General features: G+C 72.1%; 24 protein-coding genes and 1 pseudogene. 8 read left to right on the forward strand and 17 right to left on the reverse strand.

Going from position 1 to position 23069, the window contains the following annotated elements; all coding sequences use genetic code 11:
* The first annotated feature begins 26 nt into the window (after positions 1–26).
* Positions 27–653 (forward strand): dihydroxyacetone kinase subunit DhaL, encoded by a 627-nt coding sequence (dhaL, locus tag JOL79_RS00195; protein ID WP_307848196.1) that lies wholly within the window; start codon positions 27–29, stop codon positions 651–653.
* Here dhaL and JOL79_RS00200 read toward each other — a convergent pair.
* On the reverse strand, positions 560–1405 hold the full coding sequence (locus tag JOL79_RS00200; protein ID WP_307848198.1) for an IclR family transcriptional regulator: 846 nt from the start codon (positions 1403–1405) through the stop codon (positions 560–562). The genes dhaL and JOL79_RS00200 overlap by 94 nt on opposite strands.
* A gap of 36 nt (positions 1406–1441) precedes the next feature.
* On the opposite strand from JOL79_RS00200, the gene JOL79_RS00205 reads away from it, so the two are divergent.
* Positions 1442–1816: a PTS-dependent dihydroxyacetone kinase phosphotransferase subunit DhaM gene (locus JOL79_RS00205; protein WP_210153541.1), complete on the forward strand. Its 375-nt coding sequence runs from the start codon at positions 1442–1444 to the stop codon at positions 1814–1816.
* A gap of 267 nt (positions 1817–2083) precedes the next feature.
* Entirely contained in the window at positions 2084–3511 is a 1428-nt protein-coding gene (locus JOL79_RS00210; protein ID WP_210153542.1) for a serine hydrolase domain-containing protein, read from the forward strand.
* Positions 3512–3531: 20 nt separating this feature from the next.
* Here the strand turns inward: JOL79_RS00210 and JOL79_RS00215 are convergent, their stop codons facing one another.
* From JOL79_RS00215 to JOL79_RS00230, 5 genes and pseudogenes are all read right to left on the reverse strand, one after another.
* A complete protein-coding gene (locus JOL79_RS00215; protein ID WP_210153543.1) occupies positions 3532–3975 on the reverse strand; it encodes an ester cyclase in 444 nt (147 codons plus the stop codon).
* A gap of 250 nt (positions 3976–4225) precedes the next feature.
* The gene (locus JOL79_RS33580) at positions 4226–4657 is read right to left on the reverse strand and encodes a hypothetical protein (RefSeq protein WP_230983992.1); all 432 of its coding nucleotides are present in this window, start codon (positions 4655–4657) and stop codon (positions 4226–4228) included.
* Positions 4658–4826: 169 nt separating this feature from the next.
* A pseudogene (locus JOL79_RS35730) lies at positions 4827–5063 on the reverse strand (transposase); the annotation flags it as partial.
* A 77-nt stretch (positions 5064–5140) separates the two neighbouring features.
* Positions 5141–5395, reverse strand: a complete 255-nt coding sequence (locus JOL79_RS00225; protein ID WP_210153545.1) for a Smr/MutS family protein — start codon at positions 5393–5395, stop codon at positions 5141–5143.
* A gap of 39 nt (positions 5396–5434) precedes the next feature.
* Positions 5435–5863, reverse strand: a complete 429-nt coding sequence (locus JOL79_RS00230; RefSeq protein ID WP_210153546.1) for a CBS domain-containing protein — start codon at positions 5861–5863, stop codon at positions 5435–5437.
* A gap of 249 nt (positions 5864–6112) precedes the next feature.
* On the opposite strand from JOL79_RS00230, the gene JOL79_RS00235 reads away from it, so the two are divergent.
* Positions 6113–6754 (forward strand): 4'-phosphopantetheinyl transferase family protein, encoded by a 642-nt coding sequence (locus JOL79_RS00235; protein ID WP_210153547.1) that lies wholly within the window; start codon positions 6113–6115, stop codon positions 6752–6754.
* Here the strand turns inward: JOL79_RS00235 and JOL79_RS00240 are convergent.
* Positions 6734–7705: a cation diffusion facilitator family transporter gene (locus tag JOL79_RS00240; RefSeq protein WP_210153548.1), complete on the reverse strand. Its 972-nt coding sequence runs from the start codon at positions 7703–7705 to the stop codon at positions 6734–6736. The two genes, JOL79_RS00235 and JOL79_RS00240, sit on opposite strands and share 21 nt — an antisense overlap.
* A gap of 50 nt (positions 7706–7755) precedes the next feature.
* On the opposite strand from JOL79_RS00240, the gene JOL79_RS00245 reads away from it, so the two are divergent.
* From JOL79_RS00245 to JOL79_RS00255, 3 genes are all read left to right on the forward strand, one after another.
* Positions 7756–8223 (forward strand): MarR family winged helix-turn-helix transcriptional regulator, encoded by a 468-nt coding sequence (locus JOL79_RS00245; RefSeq protein WP_210153549.1) that lies wholly within the window; start codon positions 7756–7758, stop codon positions 8221–8223.
* An 82-nt stretch (positions 8224–8305) separates the two neighbouring features.
* Positions 8306–8950, forward strand: a complete 645-nt coding sequence (locus JOL79_RS00250; RefSeq protein ID WP_210153550.1) for an LppX_LprAFG lipoprotein — start codon at positions 8306–8308, stop codon at positions 8948–8950.
* Positions 8947–10533, forward strand: coding sequence for an MFS transporter (locus tag JOL79_RS00255; protein ID WP_210153551.1), 1587 nt, complete (start codon positions 8947–8949; stop codon positions 10531–10533). The genes JOL79_RS00250 and JOL79_RS00255 overlap by 4 nt, the downstream gene beginning before the upstream one ends.
* Here JOL79_RS00255 and JOL79_RS00260 read toward each other — a convergent pair.
* The 5 genes from JOL79_RS00260 to JOL79_RS00280 form a co-directional block, all read right to left on the reverse strand.
* On the reverse strand, positions 10518–11165 hold the full coding sequence (locus JOL79_RS00260) for a response regulator transcription factor (RefSeq protein WP_210153552.1): 648 nt from the start codon (positions 11163–11165) through the stop codon (positions 10518–10520). The genes JOL79_RS00255 and JOL79_RS00260 overlap by 16 nt on opposite strands.
* Positions 11156–12403 (reverse strand): sensor histidine kinase, encoded by a 1248-nt coding sequence (locus JOL79_RS00265; RefSeq protein WP_210153553.1) that lies wholly within the window; start codon positions 12401–12403, stop codon positions 11156–11158. The genes JOL79_RS00260 and JOL79_RS00265 overlap by 10 nt, the downstream gene beginning before the upstream one ends.
* Positions 12404–12514: 111 nt before the next feature.
* On the reverse strand, positions 12515–13963 hold the full coding sequence (gene der, locus JOL79_RS00270) for a ribosome biogenesis GTPase Der (protein ID WP_210153554.1): 1449 nt from the start codon (positions 13961–13963) through the stop codon (positions 12515–12517).
* Positions 13964–14051: 88 nt separating this feature from the next.
* Entirely contained in the window at positions 14052–14753 is a 702-nt protein-coding gene (cmk, locus tag JOL79_RS00275; protein ID WP_210154134.1) for a (d)CMP kinase, read from the reverse strand.
* A gap of 109 nt (positions 14754–14862) precedes the next feature.
* Positions 14863–15492 carry a MerR family transcriptional regulator gene (locus tag JOL79_RS00280; protein WP_210153555.1) on the reverse strand — a complete coding sequence of 210 codons (630 nt, stop codon included), beginning with the start codon at positions 15490–15492 and terminating at the stop codon, positions 14863–14865.
* Between the two features lie 132 nt (positions 15493–15624).
* Here JOL79_RS00280 and JOL79_RS00285 point away from each other — a divergent pair, with 132 nt between their 5' ends.
* Positions 15625–17805 (forward strand): MMPL family transporter, encoded by a 2181-nt coding sequence (locus JOL79_RS00285; RefSeq protein ID WP_210153556.1) that lies wholly within the window; start codon positions 15625–15627, stop codon positions 17803–17805.
* On the opposite strand, the gene JOL79_RS00290 is transcribed toward JOL79_RS00285, so the two are convergent.
* The 5 genes from JOL79_RS00290 to JOL79_RS00310 all read right to left on the reverse strand — a co-directional run bounded on the left by JOL79_RS00290 (position 17730) and on the right by JOL79_RS00310 (position 23014).
* Complete coding sequence (locus tag JOL79_RS00290; RefSeq protein WP_210153557.1) at positions 17730–18827, reverse strand: prephenate dehydrogenase; 1098 nt, start codon at positions 18825–18827, stop codon at positions 17730–17732. The two genes, JOL79_RS00285 and JOL79_RS00290, sit on opposite strands and share 76 nt — an antisense overlap.
* Positions 18828–18953: 126 nt before the next feature.
* Entirely contained in the window at positions 18954–19313 is a 360-nt protein-coding gene (aroH, locus tag JOL79_RS00295) for a chorismate mutase (protein ID WP_210153558.1), read from the reverse strand.
* 103 nt (positions 19314–19416) lie between these two features.
* Positions 19417–21330 (reverse strand): pseudouridine synthase, encoded by a 1914-nt coding sequence (locus JOL79_RS35275; RefSeq protein WP_210153559.1) that lies wholly within the window; start codon positions 21328–21330, stop codon positions 19417–19419.
* The gene (gene scpB, locus JOL79_RS00305; RefSeq protein ID WP_230983993.1) at positions 21327–22046 is read right to left on the reverse strand and encodes an SMC-Scp complex subunit ScpB; all 720 of its coding nucleotides are present in this window, start codon (positions 22044–22046) and stop codon (positions 21327–21329) included. Before scpB ends, JOL79_RS35275 begins: the two co-directional genes overlap by 4 nt.
* 47 nt (positions 22047–22093) lie before the next feature.
* Complete coding sequence (locus JOL79_RS00310) at positions 22094–23014, reverse strand: segregation and condensation protein A (protein ID WP_210153560.1); 921 nt, start codon at positions 23012–23014, stop codon at positions 22094–22096.
* Positions 23015–23069: the final 55 nt, after the last annotated feature.

Here is a 23069-nt window from a genome sequence, read left to right on the forward strand (position 1 = left end):
CGCTACCGAACGTCTGGAGTGCCCTGGTGAACACCCAGTTCTTCGCCGCCTGGATAGAGGAGATCGCCGCCGTGGTCAGCGCGCAGCGCGATCACCTCACCCAGCTCGACGCCGCCATCGGCGACGCCGACCACGGAGCCAACCTCGACCGGGGGTTCGCGGCGGCCCGCGAGGCGCTGGCCGCCGCGAGCCCGGCGACGCCGGGCGCGCTCCTCGTCCTGGTCGGTTCCACGCTGATCCGCAAGGTCGGCGGCGCGTCCGGCCCCCTCTACGGCACGGCCTTCCGGGAGATGGGCAAGCAGTTCGGCGACCGGCCGGAGGTGGACCTCGCCGAGCTCGGCACCGCCCTCGACGCGGCGCTCGCGGGCGTACGGCGGCTGGGGGCGGCCGCCGAGGGCGACAAGACCATGGTCGACGCGCTAGCGCCGGCGGCCCGGGCGCTGGCCCAGGCCGTGCGGGACGGGCTGGCGGCCGGGGAGGCGCTCGGGGCGGCCGCCGCCGCGGCCGAGGAGGGCGCCAAGGCGACGGTCCCGCTGCAGGCGCGCAAGGGCAGAGCCAGCTACCTCGGCCCGCGCAGTGTGGGCCATGAGGATCCGGGCGCCGCGTCGTCGGCGCTCATCATCGGCGCGCTGAAGGCCGCCGGGTCCCGATGACCCGCCGAGCGGGGCGCGCCCAGGTCGCGCGAGACGGCGCGGGCGGTCTCCCGCACGGCCCGCGCGACGTCTTCGCGCCGTTCGCGGTCCAGCAGCCGTTCGGCCGGACCGATCGCCCCGACAGCGCCCGCGACCGACCCGTCCCGGCCGAAGACGGGCGCGGCGATCCCCGCGTCGCCGAGCGCGGCCTCCTGGTCCTCGATCGCGTATCCGTCCTCCCTCACCGCGGCGAGGGCCCGTTCGAGGTCGGGGCGAGAGGTCCTGGTGAGCCCGGTGAGCGGGACGAGCTCCCCGGCCAGCAGTTCCTCCCGGCGTGGGTCGTGCGCCACGATGGCGTGCCCGAGCGCGCAGGCGTGCCACGGGATCGCCGCACCCACCTCCAGGATCTGGACGACGTCGTCGGGCCGGAACACGTGGTGCAGGACGATCACCCGGCTGCCGGAGAGCGTGCCGACCCAGACCGCCTCGTTGACGCGCTCGGCGAGCGACCCGGCCCACAGCAGGCTTCTCGCGCGCAGCTCGGACCCGTCGAGGTAGGCGTTGCCGAGCTGCAGCACGGCAGGGCCGAGCGCGTACTTACCGGTGTCGGCGTCCTGAACCACCAGTTCACAGGCGGCGAGCGTGCGCAGCAGCCCGTGCACGGTGGGCTTGGCGAGCCCGACCCGCTCGGCGATCTCGGTGACGCCGAGCCGGGGGGCGCCTGACCCGAGGGCCCGCAGGATGAGCGCGGCGCGCTCCACCGACTGGATCACTATTCGATTATGCCGAACGAGCTTCAGGAAGACCGAATGGTTGGGATCGTACTCATCTCACACAGTGCCGGGCTCGCCGCCGAGGCGGCGGCACTGGCCCGGCAGATCGGCGGCGCCCAGGTGCCGCTCGCGGCGGCGGGCGGCACCGACGACGGCGGCCTCGGCACCAGCTCCGACCGCATCGCGGCGGCCATCAAGGAGGTGGACCGTGGCGACGGCGTCGTGCTCATCCCGGATCTCGGCAGCTCGGTGCTGACCGCCCGGCTGATGGAGACGCCGGGGTCGGTGGTGATCGCGGATGTGCCGTTCCTCGAAGGCGCCATCTCGGCCGTGGTCGCGGCGGGCGGCGGCGCCTCGCTCGACGGCGTGATCGCGGCGGCCGAGGAGGCCCGCGGCTACCGCAAGCTCTGAGCGGTCTTCATCCCGCCGTCCCGCTCACGGCGACGGGCGCTCGATTCCGGAAACGGCTGCTATTTCGCCGATATTTCACGGAGGCGGCTCCCAGCAGCACTAACAAAGGGATATGCGGAAGGAAAAACGCGTCGATCGCCGCTTGTCGCACCGGCTGGCGAAAGCAACCCCCGGAAGGATGAACCGCCGGACGTTCTCGTACGGCACTCACTCGATTCCGCCGAATGGCGCGATTTCGGGACAGCGGTGCATTCCATGGGGGAGAAAATGGCCAAACGCCCTATTGTTGTCGGGTTCGTCGCGCTCAGCGCCGCGCTGACCGGTGGTGCCATACCCGTGGAGACCCCCGCCGTCGCCGCGTCCGCCGGAGACGCCGTGGTGACCGGCCACGGCGGCGATCACCCGGGCCGTCGGCATCACGCCGGGCACCGCGGCAGGCACCGCGCCGGGCAGCGGGAGCTGGCTCGTGAGCGGCAGCGCGAACTTCAGCACCTGCTGCGCAACGTCACGCTTGTCCTCACGCCGGGGCAGAAGGGCGGAACGGATTCACGCGCCCTGCCGTACGACTCGCAGCAGACGAGCGCGACCGCGAATCCCCACAACGATCAGAGCGCCCTGACGCGGACGAAGGCCGATCCGCACAGTCACCAGGGCCTGCCGCCGGGGCGGCGCGATCAGATCTCCGCGGCGATGCGGGCGTACCTCCAGGACCTGGCCGCGAAGAACAAGTTCACCGGCTCGGTGCTGGCCGTACGCGACGGTGAGGTGCTGGTGCGTTTCGCCGCCGGCGAGGCCGACGAGGCGAGGCACATCCCCAACCGGCCCGGCACGGTCTACCGGCTCGCCTCGGTCACCAAACAGTTCACCTCCATGCTCGTGCTCAAACTGCGCGACCGGGGGCTGCTCGAACTGGACGACCCGATCTGCCCTTACCTCGTCCCGGAATACATCTCCAGTTGCCCGGCCGACTGGGAGCCCATCACGATCCGGGAGATCGTCAACCACACCTCCGGCATCCCCGATATCCAGGGATTTCCGGATTTCTACGCCAGGCTCTCGGAACCGACCACCACTCGGAGGCTCATCGCGCGATTCGTGGACAAGCCGCTGGACTTCCCGCCCGGCACCAGCTGGAAATACAGCAACTCGGGCTACATCCTGGCCGGGGCGATCATCCAGTCCGTGACGGACGACCCGTACGGCACCGTGCTGTGCGACCTGATCACCTGCCCGCTGGGCCTCGAGGACACCGGCTACAGCAGGTGGTATCCGCCCAAGGGGTACGCGAAGGGCTATTTCAAGGTCGGATCGCCGGCCCCGCCGTTCGTCGGATCCGAGGCGTTCTCCGCGACCGGCATCTACTCCACCACCGACGACCTCGTCACCTGGGACCAGGCGTTCGGCGACTTCGACGTCGCGCCGCCGGCCACCGTCAAGCAGGCGTTCACACCGCAGGCGCCGTGCCCGCCCAAGGGCTGCCTCAACCTGCCGTCCAGCGCGTACTCCTTCGGCTGGCTCGACGACCGGCTCCAGGGACACCTGCTCCGGTATCACCCCGGTCTTCTCCCGGGCTACGCGGCCAGCAACATGTACCTGCCCCACGACGACATCCAGGTGGTCGTGCTCAGCAACGTGGAGGCCACCGACACCAACGCCATCGCCCGCCACCTCGCCACGATGGCGCTCGATCTCTAGGAGGCGATCAGCCGCGGTGGCTATACGGGCGCCGGATCGTCCCTTGACAGGTGCAGGCCGAGCTGGGTGTACAACTCCAGCTGGTCGAAGTACTCCCGGTGCGTGGCGATCTTTCCGTTCTCGACGAACGAGGCGCAGGTGCCGCGCAGAGCGATGCGGCGGCCGGTCGCCTCCAACACCTGGCCGTCGGGCAGGAGGAACGGCCCGGTGTGCGTACCGGTGCCCGTCCATTCGACCACCAGGGGATTGTCGGTGCCGGTGGCCTCGTACCACACCGTCAGGCGGAGGTCCGGAAATCCCTTGAAGAACTGCTCAAAGATCCACACGATCTCGTCGCGCCCCTCCGCCAGTCCCACGGGAGAGACGAAGACGGCGTTCTCGGTAAAGAGATCGAGCATCCGATGCACGTCGTGGTCGTTGATCGCGTCGGCCAGCTCGCGCTTGACTTCCCAATTGTCGACCATGGCCGCGGCCCCTCCGTGGTCGAGACATCAACCCTTAGGTCACACTACCCAGGCCTAGGTCGATCACGGACCATGAGATCGTCGCGGACACGGCAGGGAAACGTCGATAAATCCCGCAACGGGGTAAATGCGGTAGACGATCGCCGGACCGGCCCTGGCCCGGCGGGCCGCCGAGCCGGCCCCGATCTGATGAGAGCTTCACAACTCCCAGCCCCGACCAGCCACCTAAACACCACTTTTCAGACACCCTCTATTCCAAATAGGGAGCCTGAATCCACAGGATCGATTCGAGAAGGTTGACGGGCCGCAAACCGCCGCGGATCCTGTTCTCTCCACCATCATCGACGCGTGCGTTCACCGAATCGGACGGATCGAACCCCACGCGGGGATCGGCATAGAAGCCGATGGACGAGATCGGGAAGTATCGGACATGATCTCGATGGAAGAATTCCCGTATCGCCAGCGCCAGGAGTTCTCCGCCATGATCGCGCGACCGTTGACACAGCTCGTTGAAGTAGTTCTCCGCCGCCTTCGGAGACATCGATTCGGGGACTTGCCCAAGACGTGGCCGCGGCACGAGGTATCCCCCTTGAACCGCGATATCGAACAATGACTGGTCGTCGAAGATGCTGACGCATACGGACAGCCGATGCGGCAGCTTTCCGCGCTTTCCCGTGCGCACCTGTAGTTCCCTGAGTGGGTGTTTGAGAACGGCTAATTCGCCGGCTGGGCCGATGACATACCGCTGTCGGCGCCCTTAACGCTCTGGGAGCCGGTGATCCCCATGGCTTCCCGGCTCGCCCCCGCGCCACCCGGAGACGGCGCCGCAGCGCGGTGAGCATCTGCTCGGTTACTTCGGCTTCTTCCCAGCGGACGAAGTACCAGTACATGGTCTGCCAGGGCGGGAAGTGGAACGGCAGTTGCCACCAGGCACAGCCCGTCCGCGCCACGTACAAGATGGCGTCCACGATGTCCCGGCGCGCATGCTTCTCCGGCCGTCCTCCCGTGTTCGGTGCGGGGAGCAGCGGCTCGACCAGCGCCCATTGGGCGTCGGTCAGGTCGGAGGGATAGCGGCGTTCGCGGGGCACCCAGTCATGATCGCGACCTGACGGTGGTCACGGCGGCGAGATGCGCAGACCGATATCGACCCTTCTCGAACACACTCTTACTTCCACTGGAAGTAGACGAACAGGCGGCCGTGGTTCTTGGCGTCCTTGTCGATCCGGTGGTAGAGCGCTTTGATCTCCTTCTGCTCCAGGAAGCGCAGCACCTTCTTCTTGAGCTGGCCGGAGCCCTTGCCGGGGATGATCTCAACCTGGGTCGCCTTGACGCGTACGGCCTCCTTGATGATGCCGTGCAGCGCCCGGTCGATCTCGCTGCCCTTGTTGTAGATGTCGTGGAGATCCAGCTTGAGCTTCACGCCACCGAGTCTAGGACGGCCCCGGCCGCCTGTCGCGGGTCATCCGTGCAGGTAGCCGACCAGGGCCTCCTTCTCGGTCTCGAGCTCCTCGATGGTGCTCTTCACCACGTCGCCGATGCTGACGATGCCGGCCAGGTGGCCGTCGCGCATGACGGGGACGTGCCGCACCCGGTGGTTGGTCATCGTCCGGCGCAGCTCCTCCACGTTCGCGTCCGTGGTGCAGGTCCGCACATCCGAGGTCATGATGGAGGAAACGGGCTCGGTGAGGATTCCGGCCCCTCGCACGTGCAGACTCCGCACGACGTCGCGTTCCGACACGATGCCGGCGATGGTCAGCCCGTCGTCCGACACCACCACCGCGCCGATGTTGAGCTCGGCGAGCCGGGCGAGCAGTTCCGCGACCGTCGCCTGGGGCGGAACGGTCGCCACGGCCGTTCCCTTACTCTGCAAGATCGTCCCTATCAGCATGGACACCGCCTTCCAGGGGCTTCCGGCTTGGAGGTCCCGTCTTCCACCCGGCCCTGACCGGCCGGGCGCGAAGCCTGTTTCCCCAGGCAACAGCGGTCGTGACACGTCGTCAAGGGTTCTCATGCCATCGATGGGATTTCCGTGCCGACTTTCGTCCGGCCTTCGCCCCGCGTGGAACGATCCTCCCGCGCGACGACCGGCGACCCCCAGTTCACTTGATCGTCACATCGGTCTCCTAGAGTCGGGGGCGTGCGCCCCCCACTGGCCGTGGCCGGCTACACCGACGAGGTGCTCGACGTGGTCGGCGGCACGCTGACGGCGGAGGAGCGGGAGCGCGCCGGCCGCTTCACCCGGGACCTCGACCGGCTCGACTTCGTGGCGGCGCACCTGCTCGTCCGGCACTGCGCCGCCGAACTGCTCGGTGCCGACGCCCGGGACCTGACCGTCGTGCAGCGCTGCGGCCAGTGCGGCGGGGCCCACGGGCGGCCCCGGCTCGCCGAGGTGCCCGGCCTGTCGATCAGCCTGGCCCACACGTCGGGGTACGTGTGCGCGGTCGCGGGCGAGGGACGGGTGGGGGTGGACGCCGAGCACGCCACCGGCGGACCGGCTGACAGGCACCTGATGACGCTCTCGCTGACCAGCGCGGAGGCGGAGATCGTGGGCCGCGACAACCGCGGGCTCATCCGGCAGTGGGTACGCAAGGAGGCACTGGTCAAGCGGGGAGAGCTGTCGCTGGACCGGCTGCGCGAGGTGGACCTGTCCGAGCTGCCGCTCGACCAGGCGGGCCCGCTCGAATGGAAGGGGCGTCACCTCACCGAGTGGGCCACCGGGACGGTCGTCGGCACGGCCATCACCGACGAGCCGGCCAAGCTACACCTCCTTGGCGGCTGACCGGCCGGGGGTGGGGTCGAGGAACACCTGGGTGATCTCAGGGAAGCGCTCGGTCAGGCGGCGCTCGACCTGGTCGGACGCGATCTCCAGCCGCTCCCCGGTGGTCTCGTCGAGAAAATCGATCTTCGCGGCGACCATGATCTGCCCCGGTCCCATCAGGACGGTGACGAGGTCGACCACTCCCTCGACCTCCGGCTGATCGTTCAGCTCCGCCAGGATCGCCTCCTCCATCGCCGCGGGCGCCGACTGGCCGATCAGCAGGGAGGCGTTCGTACGGATCAGGGTGAGCGCCACCCAGAGCAGCAGCAGCCCGATCACGATGGAGGCCGCGCCGTCCCAGACGGCCGTACCGGTGAGCTCGGACAGGGCGAGCCCGGCGCCCGCCGTCACGATGCCGGCCAGGGCCGCCACATCCTCCATCACCACGGCCTTCAGCATGGTGTCCGAGGTGCGGGCCAGCATGCGGTGCGGGCTGACGTCCCAGCGCCGCGCCTCCTGGCGTAACTGTGTCAGGCCCCGCCACAGGGAGACCGACTCGATCGCGAAGGACACCCCGAGGACGACGTACGACACGAGGACGTCGCCCAGCTCCTCGCCGTGCGCGATGGTCTGCCAGCCGTGGGTGAGCGAGAAGCCGGCGCCCACGACGAGGGTGCAGCAGGCCGCGACGATGGCCCACAGGTAGCTGGCCCGCCCGTGGCCCAGGGGATGGCGCCGGTCGGCCGGCCGCTCACCGTGCCGGATCGCGGTGAACAGCAGCACCTCGGTGACGGTGTCGGCGGCCGAGTGCGCGGCCTCCGACAGCATCGACGACGACGAGCTCAGGAGGCCGGCGACCAGCTTGGCCAGCGCGATCAGCAGGTTCGCCGCACCGGCGACGACGACGGTGCCGAGGCTCTCTCCCCCGTTCCCGCCGTTCCCGCCGTTCCGGTCGCCTCCGCTACCGTCCATCACCGCTCCCGTTCGCTCCGCGCAGCCAGTGCGATCTTATGCTGGTCACCATGGACGACCCCCGCTGGCTGAGCCCGCAGGAGCAGCGTGCCTGGCGAGCGCATCTCGCCGCGCACCGGCTGCTCTCCCACCAACTCGATCGCGACCTGCAGGATTCCGGGCTGTCGCTGAACGACTACGAGATCCTGGTCAATCTCTCCGAGAGCCCCGACCATCGCATGCGGATGAGCGAGCTGGCCGACGCCACCATCCAGTCCCGCAGCAGGCTGTCCCACCAGATCTCCCGCATGGAGGCCGCGGGCCTGGTGACCAGGATGAACTGCGAGGACGACAGGCGTGGGACGTTCGCCGTGCTCACCGACCACGGGTGGACGACGATACAGAAGGTGGCGCCCGGTCACGTTTTCAGCGTGCGCAGTCACTTCATCGAGCTGATGACCCCCGAGCAGGTGACGGCGCTGGAGGAGATCTACAAGCCGATCATCGCGCACCTCCAGGCCATCCGCCCCGCCCGGTAGGCACGCCCCGCCTGGGAGTGCCGGGCAACGCGGATTCGCCCGGTTCCGCCTGCGCCGGCGGCCCCCTCGCTACGATCCGGCTGTGAAGACATTCGCCTGGCTGGTCACGGCCGCCCTGCTGCTCGTGACGGCGTGCGGCTCGACCGGCGGGGACCTGCCCGCGGGTCCCGACCTGCTGAGGAAATCCGCCGAGGCGATGCGGACGGTCAAGACCGTCGCCTTCACCCTCGACGCGAAGGACCGCCCGGCCGTCCCGGTGCGGCACGCCGAGGGGAGCCTGACCCGGCAGGGCGACGCCAAGGGAAGGCTCCAGGTGGAGCTGATGGGCCTTCAGGAGTTCGAGTTCGTCGTCGTCGGCGACACGGTGCGCTTCAAGGGCCCGACCGGCGGCTTCCAGACCATGAGCCGGGCGCAGCTCACCGCGCTCTACGACCCGTCCGCCGTGCTCACCGGAGTGCCCGGGCTGCTGTCGGCCGCCCAGGACGCCCGTACGGAGGCGGTGGAGCAGGTGGGCGGCGGCGACGCGTACCGGGTCGCGGTGACCCTGCCCCAGCGCTCGCTGGCCACGCTCGTTCCGGGCGTCGGGCAGAGCGTGCGGGGCACTGTCTGGATCGACCGGGCCACCGCCCGCGTGGCCCGCATCGACCTGCCGCTCACCGGAGGCTCGGTCCTGGCGAACCTGCGCGACTACGACGCGCCCGTGACGATCACTCCTCCGGCCTCGTGACCGGGACGCCCGCGAGGAGGGTGGCGCTGGGCGTCGGCGGCGCCGCCGTCCTGCTCGCCGCGCTCGACGCGTACGTCGTCGTGACCGTGCTCGTGGATGTGGCCCGTGACGTGGCGGTGCCGGTCAACCATCTGGAGCGCGCGACGCCCGTCGTCACCGGGTTCCTGCTCGGCTACGTCGCGGCCATGCCGCTGCTCGGCCGGCTGTCCGACCGGTACGGCCGGAGGGCGCTGATCCTGGCCTGCCTGGCCGGCTTCGCCGCGGGCTCGCTCGTCACCGCGCTGGCCGGGGACGTGCCCACGCTGGTCGCCGGGCGGGCCCTGCAGGGAGTGGCGGGCGGCGCGCTGCTGCCCGTCACGATGGCCCTCGTGGGCGACCTGTGGGACGAGCGGGCCCGGCCGGTGGCGCTGGGGGCGGTGGGCGCCGCCCAGGAGCTCGGCAGCGTGCTCGGCCCCCTGTACGGCGCGGGGGTGGCGGCCCTGGCGGGATGGCGGTGGATCTTCTGGATCAATCTCCCGCTCGCGCTCGCCGCGGCGGTGGCCGTCCGGCTCGCGGTCCCCGGCGGGCGGCCGGAAGCTGCGGCCCGGGACGGTGCGCCAGGCACGCCGGGCGGGACGGACACCGCGCGCGAAACGGGCGAGACGGCTGAGCGTGCCGGGATCGACGTCGCGGGCGGGGCGCTGCTCGCGGTGACCCTCGGCCTGCTGGTGGCCGGACTGTACAACCCGGCGCCCGACCGGTCGGTGCTCCCGCCGTGGGGGCCGCCGTGCCTGATCGCGGGAGTGGCGGCCGGCGTGCTGTTCACCGTCCGGGAGATCCGCTCCCCCGTGCGGCTGCTCGACCTGACCGGTGTGGCCCGGCGGCCGTTGCTGGCCGCGCTGGCGGTCAGCCTGCTCGCCGGGACGGCCCTGCTGGTCACGCTGGTCGACGTGCAGCTCCTCGCGCAGACGCTGATGGGCAGGGACGCCCTGGGCGGCGCGCTGGTCCTCACCCGGTTCCTCGCGGCGCTGGCCGTGGCGGCGTTCGCCGGCGGAGTGGCGGCCCGCCGGTTCGGCGATCGGCCGGTGGCGGTGGGGGGCATGGCCGTCGCCGCCGTGGGCTACCTGGTGATCTCGCGGTTGCCCGCCGACCCGGCGGGCCCTCTCATGGACGCCGGTCTGGTGACGGCCGGGCTCGGCCTGGGCGCGGTGATCGCCCCCGTCTCGTCGGCCGCCCTGCGCGTGGTGCCGCCCGGCCGGCACGGAGTGGTGTCGGCGTCGGTCGTGGTGACCCGGACGATGGGCATGCTGCTCGGCGTGGCGGCGCTGTCCGCCTGGGGCTTCCACCGGTTCCAGTCGCTCACCGCGACCCTCGACACTCCCCTGCCGTTCGGCGTGGACGCCGTGGAGTACGCGCGCAGGCTGGCGGCGTACGCCGGCCGGGTCACCGAGGCGCTGCACACCGAGTACAGCGAGATCTTCCTGATCACGGCGGGGCTGTGCCTGCTGGGCGCCGCCGCGGCCGCCGCCCTGCCCGGCGCCTCCCGGACCTCCGGCGCGGCGGCCCCCGCCGCGCGTCCCGCCCGGGTTCAGGAGCGCAGGTAGGCCAGTACGGCGAGCACCCTGCGGTGCTGGTCGGCGTCGTCGGCGTAGAGCCCCAGCTTGGCGAAGATGGCGCGGATGTGCTTTTCCACCGCGCCCTCCGTGACGACGAGGCGGCGGCCGATGGCGGGGTTGGACTTCCCCTCGGCCATCAGCGCGAGCACCTCCCGCTCCCTCGGCGTCAGCGACGCGAGGGGGTCGTCGCGGCGGCGGCGCACCATGAGCTGCGCGACGACCTGGGGGTCGAAGACGGTCCCCCCGGCCCGCACCCGGCGCAGGCCGTCCATGAACTCCTCGACGTCCACCACGCGGTCCTTCAGCAGGTAGCCGACCGCGCCCCGGGCGTCGGCCAGCAGGTCGTCGGCGTAGGAGACCTCGACGTACTGCGAGAGGATCATCACTGGCGCGCCGGGGACCCGGCGCCTGATTTCCACCGCCGCCCGCAGTCCCTCGTCGGTGAAGCTGGGCGGCATGCGCACGTCGACGACGGACACGTCGGGCCGGTGGGCGAGGACGGCCTCCACCAGCTCCTCTCCGGTACCGGCCGTCGCCACCACCTCGCAGCCGAACTCCTCCAGGAGGCGGACCAGGCCCTCCCTGATCAGGACGGCGTCGTCGGCCACCACTACCCGCACGGAACCTCCGCTGTGATCATCGTGGGGCCTCCGGCGGGCGAGCTCACCGTCAGCTCCCCCTCGACGACCCTCAGCCGGTCGGCCAGGCCGGACAGGCCGTGTCCCTTGGCGACGTGCGCGCCGCCGACCCCGTCGTCGCCGATCATCAGGAGCAGCGTGTCGCCGATCCTGGTGAGCGTGACCCGGCACGAGGTGGCCCTGCTGTGCTTGGCCACGTTGGTCAGCGCCTCCGCCGTGACGAAGTACACCGTGTTCTCGACCAGGGCGGGGTAGCGCTCGAGGGTCTGCACGTCGAGCTCCACCGGGACGGTGCAGCGGCTCACGAGCGCGGCCAGCGCGGACGGGAGGCCGCGGTCGGCCAGGATGGGCGGGGCGATGCCGCGCGACAGCGCCCGCAGCTCGTCGAGCGTCTCCCGGGTGGCGGTGATGGCCTGTCCGATCGTCTCGCGCGCCGCCGCGGCGTCGCGGCCCAGCTCGCGCTGGGCCCGGGACAGCTCCATCGCGAGGTGCACCAGCCGCTGCTGCGGCCCGTCGTGGATGTCGCGCTCAAGCCGGCGCAGGGCGTTCGCCTCGGCGTGGGCGGCGGCGTCGCGGCCCTCGGTGAGGTCGTCGATCCGCTCCTGGAGCTGGGCGACGCCGGTCAGCAGAGCCCTGGCCAGGGACGCCTGCAGCACCGCGCAGGCCCGTACGGCCGGGTAGAGCGTCAGCGCGGCCACCGCGCCAAGCAGGACGTAGAAGACGCTGTCGATCGCGTATCCCCGGCCGAGCCCCAGCAGTTCCGGCAGCCCGTGGTTGTCCGGTATCTCGGAGAAGAACCACCCGTACACGGGGTAGGTCAGGCCGGAGATCGCGACGGCCCACCAGACGAGGCTCAGGCAGAAGGTGGCGGTCGCGACCGGGAAGGCGACCAGGGCGTGCAGGGTGTCCAGCCACGGCTGCCCGCCGGCCAGCGGGGTCAGCATGCGGCGGAACCAGCCCGCGCCGGACGGCGACCGGGGGTAGCGCGGCCGCACAAGGTCGACGCCGAGGACGCCGCGGAGGCGGGCCCGCTCGACGTCGCCCATGCCGCGGGCCACGAGCACGGTGAGCGCGAGGACGGGCACCCCCACCCAGACGACCAGAAGCCCGGCACCGGCCGACAGGCCCGTCACGACGAGGCAGAACGCGATGACGGCCAGGGGGAACCCGACGAGCAGGTAGACCGTGTCGCCGGTCAGTCGCCGGAGGATGCGTCTCATGGCGTCCACGCTATTGAGCGGCCCTTCGCCGATCGATCCCGTGACCGGCAGTCTCCATGGTAGGGCGGGCCCTACCACGGAGCCTCCGGCCGCGCGTCCCCGAGCCCCCGGCTACTTCTTCTTCCGCTTCTCCCGGATCTTCATGGTGACCTCGATCGGCGACCCGGCGAAGCCGAACTCCTCGCGGATCCGCCGCTCCAGGAAGCGCCGGTAGGTCTCCTCCAGGAAGCCGGAGGTGAACAGCACGAACTTCGGCGGCTCGGTCGACGCCTGCGTGGCGAAAAGGATCTTCGGCTGCTTGCCGCCGCGCACCGGCGGCGGGGTGGCGTGCACCAGATCGGTGAGGAACTGGTTGAGCCGCGCCGTCGGCACCCGGGTGCCCCACGACTCCAGGGCCCGCTCGATGGCGGGGGTCAGCTTCTCGACGTGCCGCCCGGTCTTGGCCGAGATGTTCACCCGCAGGGCCCACGGCGTGCGGACGAGCTGCCGGTCGATCTCCTTCTCCAGGTAGTAGCGCCGGTCCTCGTCGACCATGTCCCACTTGTTGAACGCGACGACCATGGCCCGGCCCGACTCGATGACCAGCCCGATGATCCGCAGGTCCTGCTCGGTCAGCACCTCGGAGGCGTCGATCAGCACGACCGCCACCTCCGAGCGCTCCAGGGCGGCCCGGGTGCGCATGGCCGCGTAGAAGTCTGCGCCCTTGAGCTCGCGGTCCCGCCTGCGGATGCCGGCCGTGTCGATGAAGCGGTAGGTGCGCCCGCCCAGCTCGACCAGCTCGTCGACCGGGTCGCGGGTGGTGCCCGCCATCGGGTCGACGAGCACCCGCTCCTCGCCCGCCACGCGGTTGAGCAGCGACGACTTGCCGACGTTGGGCCTGCCGAGAAGGGCGACCCGGCGCGGGCCGCCCTGCCCCCCGAACGTCTGCGGCGGCGTCGAGGGCAGCGCGTCCAGCACGATGTCGAGCAGGTCGCCGCTCGCCCGGCCGTGCAGGGCCGAGACAGGGTAGGGCTCACCGAGGCCGAGCGACCAGAGCCCGGCGGCCTCCAGCTCCATCTGCTGGTTGTCGACCTTGTTGGCGGCGAGCACGACCGGCTTGCCCGAGCGCCGCAGGACCGCGCCGACCGCCTCGTCGGAGTCGGTCACGCCGACGCTCGCGTCCACCACGAAGAGGATCACGTCGGCCAGCTCTGCGGCGATCTGCGCCTGCTCGGCGATGCGCAGCGCCATCCCGCTCGCGTCCGGATCCCATCCGCCGGTGTCGACCAGCGTGAACCTGCGGCCCCGCCAGGTCGCCTCGTAGGTGACCCGGTCGCGGGTGACGCCCGGAACGTCCTCGACGACCGCCTCGCGGCGGCCGATGATCCGGTTGACCAGCGTCGACTTGCCGACGTTGGGGCGGCCGACCACCGCGACGACCGGCAGCGGCCCGGAATCCGGCCCCTCGCCGGGCTCCGCCTCGGCCCCCTCACCGGTCAGCCCGGAGAGCTCGGCCTCGATCCAGCCGTCGTCGTCCGCGTAGTCGTCGTACTCCCCCGCCACGTCCATACCCTGCCTCATCGGCTACTTCCTCTTTCCCGGTCCCGGCGGACCGGGCTCGAACCGTGCCGGCCACCCCGGGGCCGGAGAACGGGACGCGGAGGCCGCGTCAGCTCCGCTCCTTGACGAGCCGCAGCACCTCGGCGATCACCTCGTCGAGGTCCAGTGGCGTGGTGTCCAGCTCCACCGCGTCCGCGGCCTTCGCCAGCGGGTCGGTCGCCCGGGTGGAGTCGAGCGTGTCACGCCGGGCCATCGCCGCCCGCTGCGCCTCCACGCTCGTCCCGGTCAGCTCCGCCGTACGGCGGTGGGCCCGGGCCTCCGCGCTCGCGGTGAGGAAGACCTTGACCGGGGCGTCCGGAGCCACCACCGTGCCGATGTCGCGGCCCTCGACCACGATGCCGCCGCCGGGGAGGGACTCGGCGATGATCTGCCGCTGCAGGTCGACCAGGCGCGTGCGGACCTCGGGGACCGCGCTGACCGCGGAGACGGAGCCGGTGACCTCGGCGCCCCTGATGGGCCCCGACACGTCCACGCCGTCCACGGTGATCCCGGGGGCGTCGGGGTCGGTGCTCAGGGCCAGCACGGGCTCGCCCGCCAGGGCCGCGACGGCGGCCGCGTCGGCGACGTCGACGTCCCGCCGCAGCATCCACCAGGTCACCGCGCGGTACATGGCACCGGTGTCGAGGTATCGCAGGCCGAGCGCGCGGGCGACGCCGCGAGAGGCGCTCGACTTGCCCGACCCCGAAGGACCGTCCATGGCGACGACCAGACCTGACACCGATGTCTCCTTTGCCCGCGACCCCGTCTTCATGTTGTCGTCCACGAGGCTACCGGGAGTCGGTGCGCGGACGCGCATCGGAACGAGCCGCGAACGGGCCTTCCTGACCGGCCCGCCACGCGCGGGGGCCGCGTGGGGCCGCTCAGAAGGCTCCGAACACGCGGGTGGCCTCGGCCTCCTCGGCCAGCAGCCGCAGCGAGGCCAGGACCGTCTCCCCCAGCGCCGTCCACACGACCAGGCCCTCCAGCACGCCCTCCAGATCGCCGCGGCGCATCAGCAGCTTCACCTCGTCGGCGGCGAGGCGCTCGGCCGCCTCCGCGTACGGCCCGAGGATCTCGAAGAAGTCGTCGTGGCCGAGCCGGCGCAGCGTGGCCAGCGCGTCGATCAGCGTGCCACGGGCGGGATTGGACTCCCGCACCTGCCAGCCGCGCTCGCTGACGATCGCGTCCACCTCGGCCGCGGCCCGCCGCCACGTCTCGTCCTCGGTGCGCTCCTTGCGCGGCGTCAGGGCGTACTGCGCCTTGCCCAGGGTCTCCAGCGTGGACAGGCCGGGCCCGGACATCAGCGTGAGCACCTCCCGGGCCGAGGCGATCGACAGCCCGCCGACCTCGACGAGGGCCCGCGCGAGCTTCAGCCGACGCACGTGCGTCTCGTCGTACCGCGCCTGGTTGGGACCGGTCCGCTCGCCGGGCGGGACCAGGCCCTCGCGCGTGTAGTACTTGATCGTCGGGATCGGCACGCCCGTACGCCTGCTCAGCTCCGCGATCCGCATCGTGCCTCTCCCTGTCGCCCCGTTCAAGGATAGATCCCCCTCCCCGCCCGGGCCCTTGCCCCCTACTCCCATCTATAGATAGCATCACTGTCCACTTATAGATAGCAGCACTTTCCACTATCGGAGGATCCGATGTTCCGCACCCTCGGCGACCTCGCCATCCGCGGCGGCCGCTGGATCCTGCTGGGAACCGCCCTGTTCGCCGTGGCCGCCGCCCTGTGGGGCACGGGCGTGTTCGGCCGGCTCGGCGGCGGCGCCGGGTTCGACGACCCCGGCAGCACCTCGGCCCACGCCGACCGCGTCCTCGCCGGTCCCCTCGGCCGGTACGCCAACGACGTCGTGGTCCTCTACGAGAGCGATCGCCTGACCGTGGACGACCCCGCCTTCGCCGGCCCCGTACGGCGGACCCTGGAGGCCGTGCCCCGCGCGAACGTCACGCGGCTGGAGTCGTACTGGTCCACCGGCTCGGCCGCGTTCGTGTCCCGCGACCGGCACGCCACCTATGTCGCGATCCAGCTCGCGTCCTCCGACGACCAGGAACGGGTCCGGCAGCTCCGGGAGATCCAGGACGCCTTCCCCGTCCAGGGGCTGACCTTGAGATTCGGCGGCACCACGGCCATGACCGACCAGGTGAACCGGCTGACGGTGCGCGACCTCGCCGTCGCCGAGGCCGTGTCGATCCCCGTCCTCCTCGTCCTGCTCGTCGTGGTGTTCCGCAGCGTCCTGGCCGCCACGCTGCCGCTGATCGTGGGCTTCACGGCCGCGCTCGGATCCCTCGCGCTGCTCCGCCTCGTCACCCTCTTCGCCGACGTGTCGACGTTCGCGATCCAGGTGATCACCATCCTGGGTCTGGGCCTCGCGATCGACTACGCCCTGCTCGCCCTCACCCGCTTCCGCGAGGAGCTGGCGTCGGGGGCCGGAGTCGACGACGCGGTCCGGCGGACGACGGCCACGGCGGGACGCACGATCCTGTTCTCCGGCGTCGTCGTCGCCCTGTCGTTCGCGGGCCTGACGCTGTTCCCCTCGCGCTTCCTGCTCTCCATGGGATACGCGGGCGCGGGGACGGTCGTCGTCGCCGTGGCGGCCTCCCTGACCGTCCTCCCGGCGCTGCTGAAGGTCATGGGGACGCGGCTCGCCCCGGCGCGCGTGAAGACGGCCGATCCCACCACCGGCTGGTGGTACCGCGTCGCCCACGCCGTCATGCGCCGCCCGCTCGCGAGCACCGCCGGCATCGTCGTCGTCCTGGTCGCCCTCGGCCTGCCGTTCCTCGGCGTGAACTGGGCCCGGCCCGGCGACTGGGTGCTCCCGGCGGACGCCGACGCACGGGTCGTCACCCAGGAGACGGGCCGCCGGTTCGCCGCCGACCCCGGCAAGCTGCTCACCGCCGTGGTCGAGCCGTCCAGGCCCCCCGGCGGCGGCCCTCTCGGCACCGGCGCCCTGAACGCCTACGCCGCGCGGCTCGGCGCCGTCCCGGGGGTGAACGGCGCCAGGGTCACCGGCGTCGACGGAGACCGGGCCCGCGTCACCCTGGCGTACGCCATGGACCCCATGTCCCGCGACGCCCGGCGCATGGTGGAGGAACTGCGCGCCGTCCCGCCGCCCGCCGGCACCACGAGCGCGCTCACCGGCATGCCCGCCTCGCGGGTCGACATCGTCGACATGGTGACCTCACGGTTGCCGTGGATGGCGCTCTTCGTCGCCGTCGTGTCGTTCGCCGTGCTGTTCGTGGCCTTCGGCTCGGTCGTGCTGCCGCTGAAGTCGGTGCTGCTCAACCTGCTGTCGCTGTCGGCGTCCTTCGGCGCGATCAAACTGATCTTCCAGGACGGCCACCTCGACGGCCTGCTCGGCTTCGTGCCGGTCGGCGCGGTCGACGTCAACTTCCCCGTGCTGATCGTGGCGATCGCCTTCGGCCTGGCCATGGACTACGAGGTGTTCCTGTTGTCGCGGGTCCGCGAGGAGTACGCGCGCACCGGCGACGTCGCCGAGTCCGTGGCCGTCGGCCTGCAGCGGACCGCCCGCGTCATCACGAGCGCGGCCCTGCTGGTGGCCGTGGTCGTCGGCGGTTTCATCCTGTCGGGGATCACGTTCATGAAGATGGCCGGCGTCGGCCTGGTGATCGCGGTCGCGGTGGACGCCACCGTCGTGCGCGGCCTGCTCGTGCCGGCGACGATGCGCCTGCTCGGGCGGTGGGCCTGGTGGGCCCCGCCGCCGCTGGCGCGGTGGTGGCGCCGCCGCGATCAGGGCGTGGACACCTGCCAGCCGCGCTCGCGCAGGCCCTCGGTGAGCGCGGCGGACGCCTCCGGCTTGACGTAGAGCTCGGCCACGCCGAGGGGCAGGCCGGGGGCGTGCTCCAGCCTGATGTCCTCGATGTTGACCCCGGTCTCGCCGGCCGCCTGGATGAGACGGGCGAGCTCGCCGGGGCGGTCGCCGATGACCACCTGCACCACGGCGTAGGTGCGGGCCGGGCCGCCGTGCTTGCCGGGGATCCGGCCGGTCCCGACGACGCCTCGGGACAGCAGGCCGGTGACGTCGTCGAGCGCGGCGGGGTCGCCCGCGAGGGCGCGCAGCGCCCCGGCGACCGCGGACAGGTCGGCCACGAGCGCCTCCAGCACGTCGGCGACCGGTCCGGCGTTGCCCGACAGGATTCCCGTCCACAGCGCCGGATCGCTCGCCGCGATGCGCGTCACGTCGCGCACGCCCTGCCCGGAGAGCCCGAGCGCCGTGTCGGACGCGTCCGCCAGCCGCGCCGCGACGGCGGCGGCGGTCACGTGAGGCGCGTGCGAGACCACCGCGACCGCCCGGTCGTGCTCGGCGGGATCCACCTGGACGGCGTTGCCCCCGCACAGGCCGATCAGCTCCCGGATCACCGCCACGGCGTGACCGGCGGCCTCGGGGGCCGGGCAGTACGCCCAGGGGCGGCCGAGGAACAGGTCCGCCCGGGCGGCCGCCGGGCCGGACCGCTCACGGCCGGCCAGCGGATGCCCCGCGACATACCTCGACAGGTCGCAGCCGAGCTCCGCCGCCTGCCGCAGGGGCTGCACCTTGACGCTCGCGACATCGGTGTAGACCGCGGCCGCCTCGCCCTTCTGCAGGTCGAGCAGCTGCTGCGCCACGAACTGCGGCGGCACCGCGATGACCGCGACGTCCACCGGCCCGCCGCCCGTCCAGTCCTCCCCCGCGCCCAGCTCCCGGGCGAGCCGCACGGCGGCGGGGTCGCGGTCGGCCAGGAAGACGCGGACGCCGTGCTCCCGCAGGGCCAGCGCGACGGAGGTGCCTATCAGGCCCGTTCCCACAACGAGCGCGCTGCCGATGGCGGACCTCTCGACGGGAGTCATCGTGATCTTCCTACCGTGCCGTCTCTCGTCCCGTCCGGCCGGGACGCCGGGCGGGTCATGCTGGTGATCGCGCTGCCGACCGTATCGCGGCCCGATGTCGCGTGCGATATCCCGCCGTCCGGCGCGCTACTGGGCGATGTCGACGCGGAGCGCCGTGGCGCCCCGCAGGTAGACGTGCTGGATCTCCTGCCGGGGCCGGTCCGTCGCGACGTGGGCCATCAGACGGACCACGCGCGGCAGCGCTCCCGGCACATCGATCTCGGACGCGCACAGCAGCGGGACGTCGTGGAAGCCCAGCTTGCGCGCCGCCAGAGCGGGGAACTCGGCGGTGAGGTCCGGCGTGGCCGTGAAGATGACGCTGATGACGTCGTCGGTGGTGAGGTTGTTCCGCTCCATCACCTCGCTCATCAGCTCGGTCGTACCGGCGAGGACCGCGTCTCGATCGTTGCCGTCGACCTGGATCGCCCCACGAATCGCCCTCACCATGTCGCTCTCCTTACTTCCCGTACGAGGGGCGGGCGGCCGTTATGCCCACCTCTGTGGCATTTCAGCCAGTATGCCCGACCCTCATACTTTACGTGGATCAAGGTCAGAGACCGACCGCGGCGTACAGCTCCCCGACCTCCTGCACCGTGAGCGTGCGCGCCGTGCCCGGCTTGAGCCTGCCGAGCTTGACCGGTCCGAACTCGATCCGGGCCAGGTCGATCACCCGGTGGCCGACGGCCTCCATCAGCCGCCTGACGATGTGCTTGCGCCCCTCGTGCAGCACGATCTCGACCAGCGCCTGCTGGCCGTGCTCCTGGACGACGCGGAACTCGTCGACCTTGGCCAGGCCGTCCTCCAGCTCGATCCCCTTGCGCAGCACCCGGTGCAGGTCGCGCGGGATCGGTCCGGGCACCTTGGCCCAGTATTTCTTCTGGACGCCGTAGCTCGGGTGGGTCAGCCGGTGGGCCAGCTCGCCGTCGTTGGTGAACAGCAGGAGTCCCTCGGTCTCGGTGTCCAGCCGTCCGACGTGGAACAGCCGCGGCGCGAGATCCTGGACGTAGTCGTGCAGGGAGGGACGGCCCTCCGGGTCGTCCATCGTGCTCACCACGCCGATCGGCTTGTTCAGCGCGAAGTAAACGGTCTCCGGCGACGTCGGGATCCGCCGGTCGTCCACCCGGATGACCTGCTTGACCGGGTCGACCCGGGCCCCGAACCGGCGGACCACCTGGCCGTCGACGCTGACGCGGCCGGCGCCGATCATCTCCTCGCAGGCCCGGCGGCTGGCGATGCCCGCGTGCGCGAGGACCTTCTGCAGCCGCTCGCCGTCCGGCACCTCGGTGGTGTCGCGCTCGTCGGTGTAGTTCTCGTCGTAGAAGTCCGGGTCGCGGAGGGGCTGGCGGGACGTCTTGAACGGGTTCTCCGCCGGGGCGCCCGAGTCGCGCCGGGGGCCGGAGTCGCGGGCCACCGGAGCGCGCCGCGCGCCGGTGTCGCGGGCACCCGCCGCGCCGCCGGGCCCGCGCCGCGCGCCGTCCCGGCCGAAGCGGGACCGGGCGCCGCCGCGCTCAGCGCGCATACCGCCGCGCTCCGGGTAGTCGCGGTCGCCGCCGCCGATGCGGCCGATCGTGCGCACCTCGTCGCGGCCGTCTCCCTGCCTCGCGCCGCCGCGAGCTCCGCCGCCGTAGCCGCCGGGAGAGCGGCGGTCGCCGCGGTCCGCCCGGTAGTCGCGCCGGTCGCCGTCACGGCCGGAGTCGCGCCCGAAGCCACGGCCGGAGTCACGACCCGAGTCGCGGCCGGAATCACGGTCACGGCTGGGGCCCCGGCCGAAGTCACGGCTGGAGTCACGGCCGGCGCCACGGCCGGAATCACGGCCGAAATCACGGTCCCGGCCGGGCTCGCCCCCGCGACCGGAGTCGCGTGCGGCGTCTCGGCCGGACGCGCGGCTCTCCTCGGGCCGCCCGTATCGGCCGCGGGAACCCGCGCGATCGGCCCGGAAGGCGGCGCGGTCGTCGTCGCGCCCGAAGGAACCGAAGCCGCGCCCGGAACCGGAGCCGGGCCGCGAGCCCGAGTCGCGCCGGGGACCGGAGTCGCGGCCGGAGCCGAAGTCACGCCGGGGACCGGAGTCGCGGCCGAACGAGCCGGCGGAGCCACGGGACGGCCGTTCGTCGCCGCCGCGGCGCGCGGGGCCCCGGTCGGCGTCGCGGCCGCGGTCGCGACTGCGGTCGGGACCGCGCTCAGGACCCCTGTCGGGGCCACGGTCGGGCCCGCGGTCACGGCCGCGGGGGGCCGCGCCGTCATCGTCCCGGTATCCCCGGGACGGCCGTGAGTCGGCCCGGAAGGACCTGCCCTCTCCGTACCCGGACCGGGATCCCGCATCGCGGGAGCCGTCCCGCCGGTCGCTCTGGAAACGCCGGCCGCCGCCCGATCCCCCACGGGATCCTCGGGGGCCCGCGCCCTGCTGACCGGTGCTCCGGCTCCGACCGCGTCCCTCACCGGACGGGGTGCCACGCCTGCTGTTCACTGCTTCTCCTCAAGGTTTTCCACGTCATCCGGGAGGAAGGGGGCGAGCTCGGGGAGCTCGTCTACGCTCCGCAGCCCCAGTCTCTCCAGGAAGTAACTCGTCGTCCGGTAGAGCAACGCCTGGCTCTCCGGGTCGGTGCCGGCCTCCTCGACCAGCCCTCGCGCGAGCAGCGTCCGCATGACGCCGTCGCTGTTCACTCCACGTACCGCCGCCACCCGGGCCCGGCTGACCGGCTGCCGGTAGGCGACCACCGCCAGGGTCTCCAGCGCGGCCTGGGTGAGCCGTGCCTGCTGGCCGTCCCGGACGAAACGCTCCACGAGTGGAGCGCACTCCGCCCTGGTGTAGAAACGCCAGCCACCTGCCACCTCTCGCAGGTCGAAACCCCGCCCCGCGAGGGTGTATTCCTGCGCCAGCTCGCGGAGGACGGCCGCGACCTCCGCCGTGGGCCGTTCCAGGACCTGGGCGAGAGTGATCTCGGCCACCGGTTCGTCCACGATCATCAAAATGGCCTCGATCGCGGCGGAGAGCGACGGCGACGCCTCCTCCGGCCCGGCGTCCTCCAGCACAGGAGGCTCCGGCACGCGGGCTTCCGGCACAGAGGTCTCCGGCCCGAGGGTCTCGGGCACAGGGGTCTTCAGCACAGGGGTCTTCAGCACAGGGCTCTCCGGCACGCGGGGTTCCGGCACGGCCATGTCCGGCCCGTCGCTGCGTTCCATCGCTCCTCGCTCGTCCTGTCGGCCGTCCGGCTCCCGGCGGGACGACGTCAGCCGGCGGTCCCGGCCACGCGCCCGGTCGTTCCGGTGCCGCCGCCGTCATCGGGCCCGGTGCCGCCGGTGCCGTCCCTGGGTGCCCGGCTCTCCGCCGCGCCGGCGTCGTAGTCGTCTCCAACGTTCACGTCGCCGTCCGCCGCGCCCGTCCAGGTGACGTACAGGTCGCCCAGCGGCTCGATCTGCTCGAAGGTGACCGCGGACTCCCGGAACAGCTCCAGAACGGCCAGGAACCGGGCCACGATCTCGAACGTGCCCGCGCAGTCGGCGGTCAGCGTCCGGAAGGTCGCCGTGTGAAGCCGCCTCAGCCGCTCCACAAGGATAGCGGCTTGCTCGCGGACGCTGGCGAGCGGTTGATAGATGTGGGAGACCGAGACGGACGGCGGCGCCTTGGGAGTGAAGGCCCTGGCGGCGATCTTCGCGAGCTGCTCGGGGCCGATGCCGAGCACCAGCTCGGGCAGCAGGTCCGCGAACCGCTTCTCCATCGGCACCGATCGGGGGAAACGCCGGGCCTCCTCGGCCATCCGCCCGGAGAAGATCTTCGCGACCTCCTTGTACGCCCGATACTGGAGCAACCGGGCGAAGAGCAGATCACGCGCCTCCAGGAGGGCCAGATCCTCCTCGTCCTCCACCTCGCCGGTCGGCAGCAGCCGGGCCGCCTTGAGGTCGAGCAGCGTCGCCGCGACCAGCAGGAAGTGGCTCGTCTGGTCGAGGTCCCACTCCGGGCCGCGGGCGCGGATGTAGGCGATGAACTCGTCGGTGACCTTGTGCAGGGACACCTCGGTGATGTCCAGCTTGTGCTTGGAGATCAGACCGAGGAGCAGGTCGAAGGGGCCCTCGAAGACGTCCAGGTGGACCTGGAAGCCGCCCCGGGCGCCCTGATCCTGCTCGGCCGTCTGCTCCGTCACGCCTGCCATTGTCCTCCACCCGCGGGCACGCCGCCCGGCCCGCGACAAACGCGGGGCATATCGG

This window comes from Microbispora oryzae (assembly GCF_017896165.1).
GTDB lineage: Bacteria > Actinomycetota > Actinomycetes > Streptosporangiales > Streptosporangiaceae > Microbispora > Microbispora oryzae.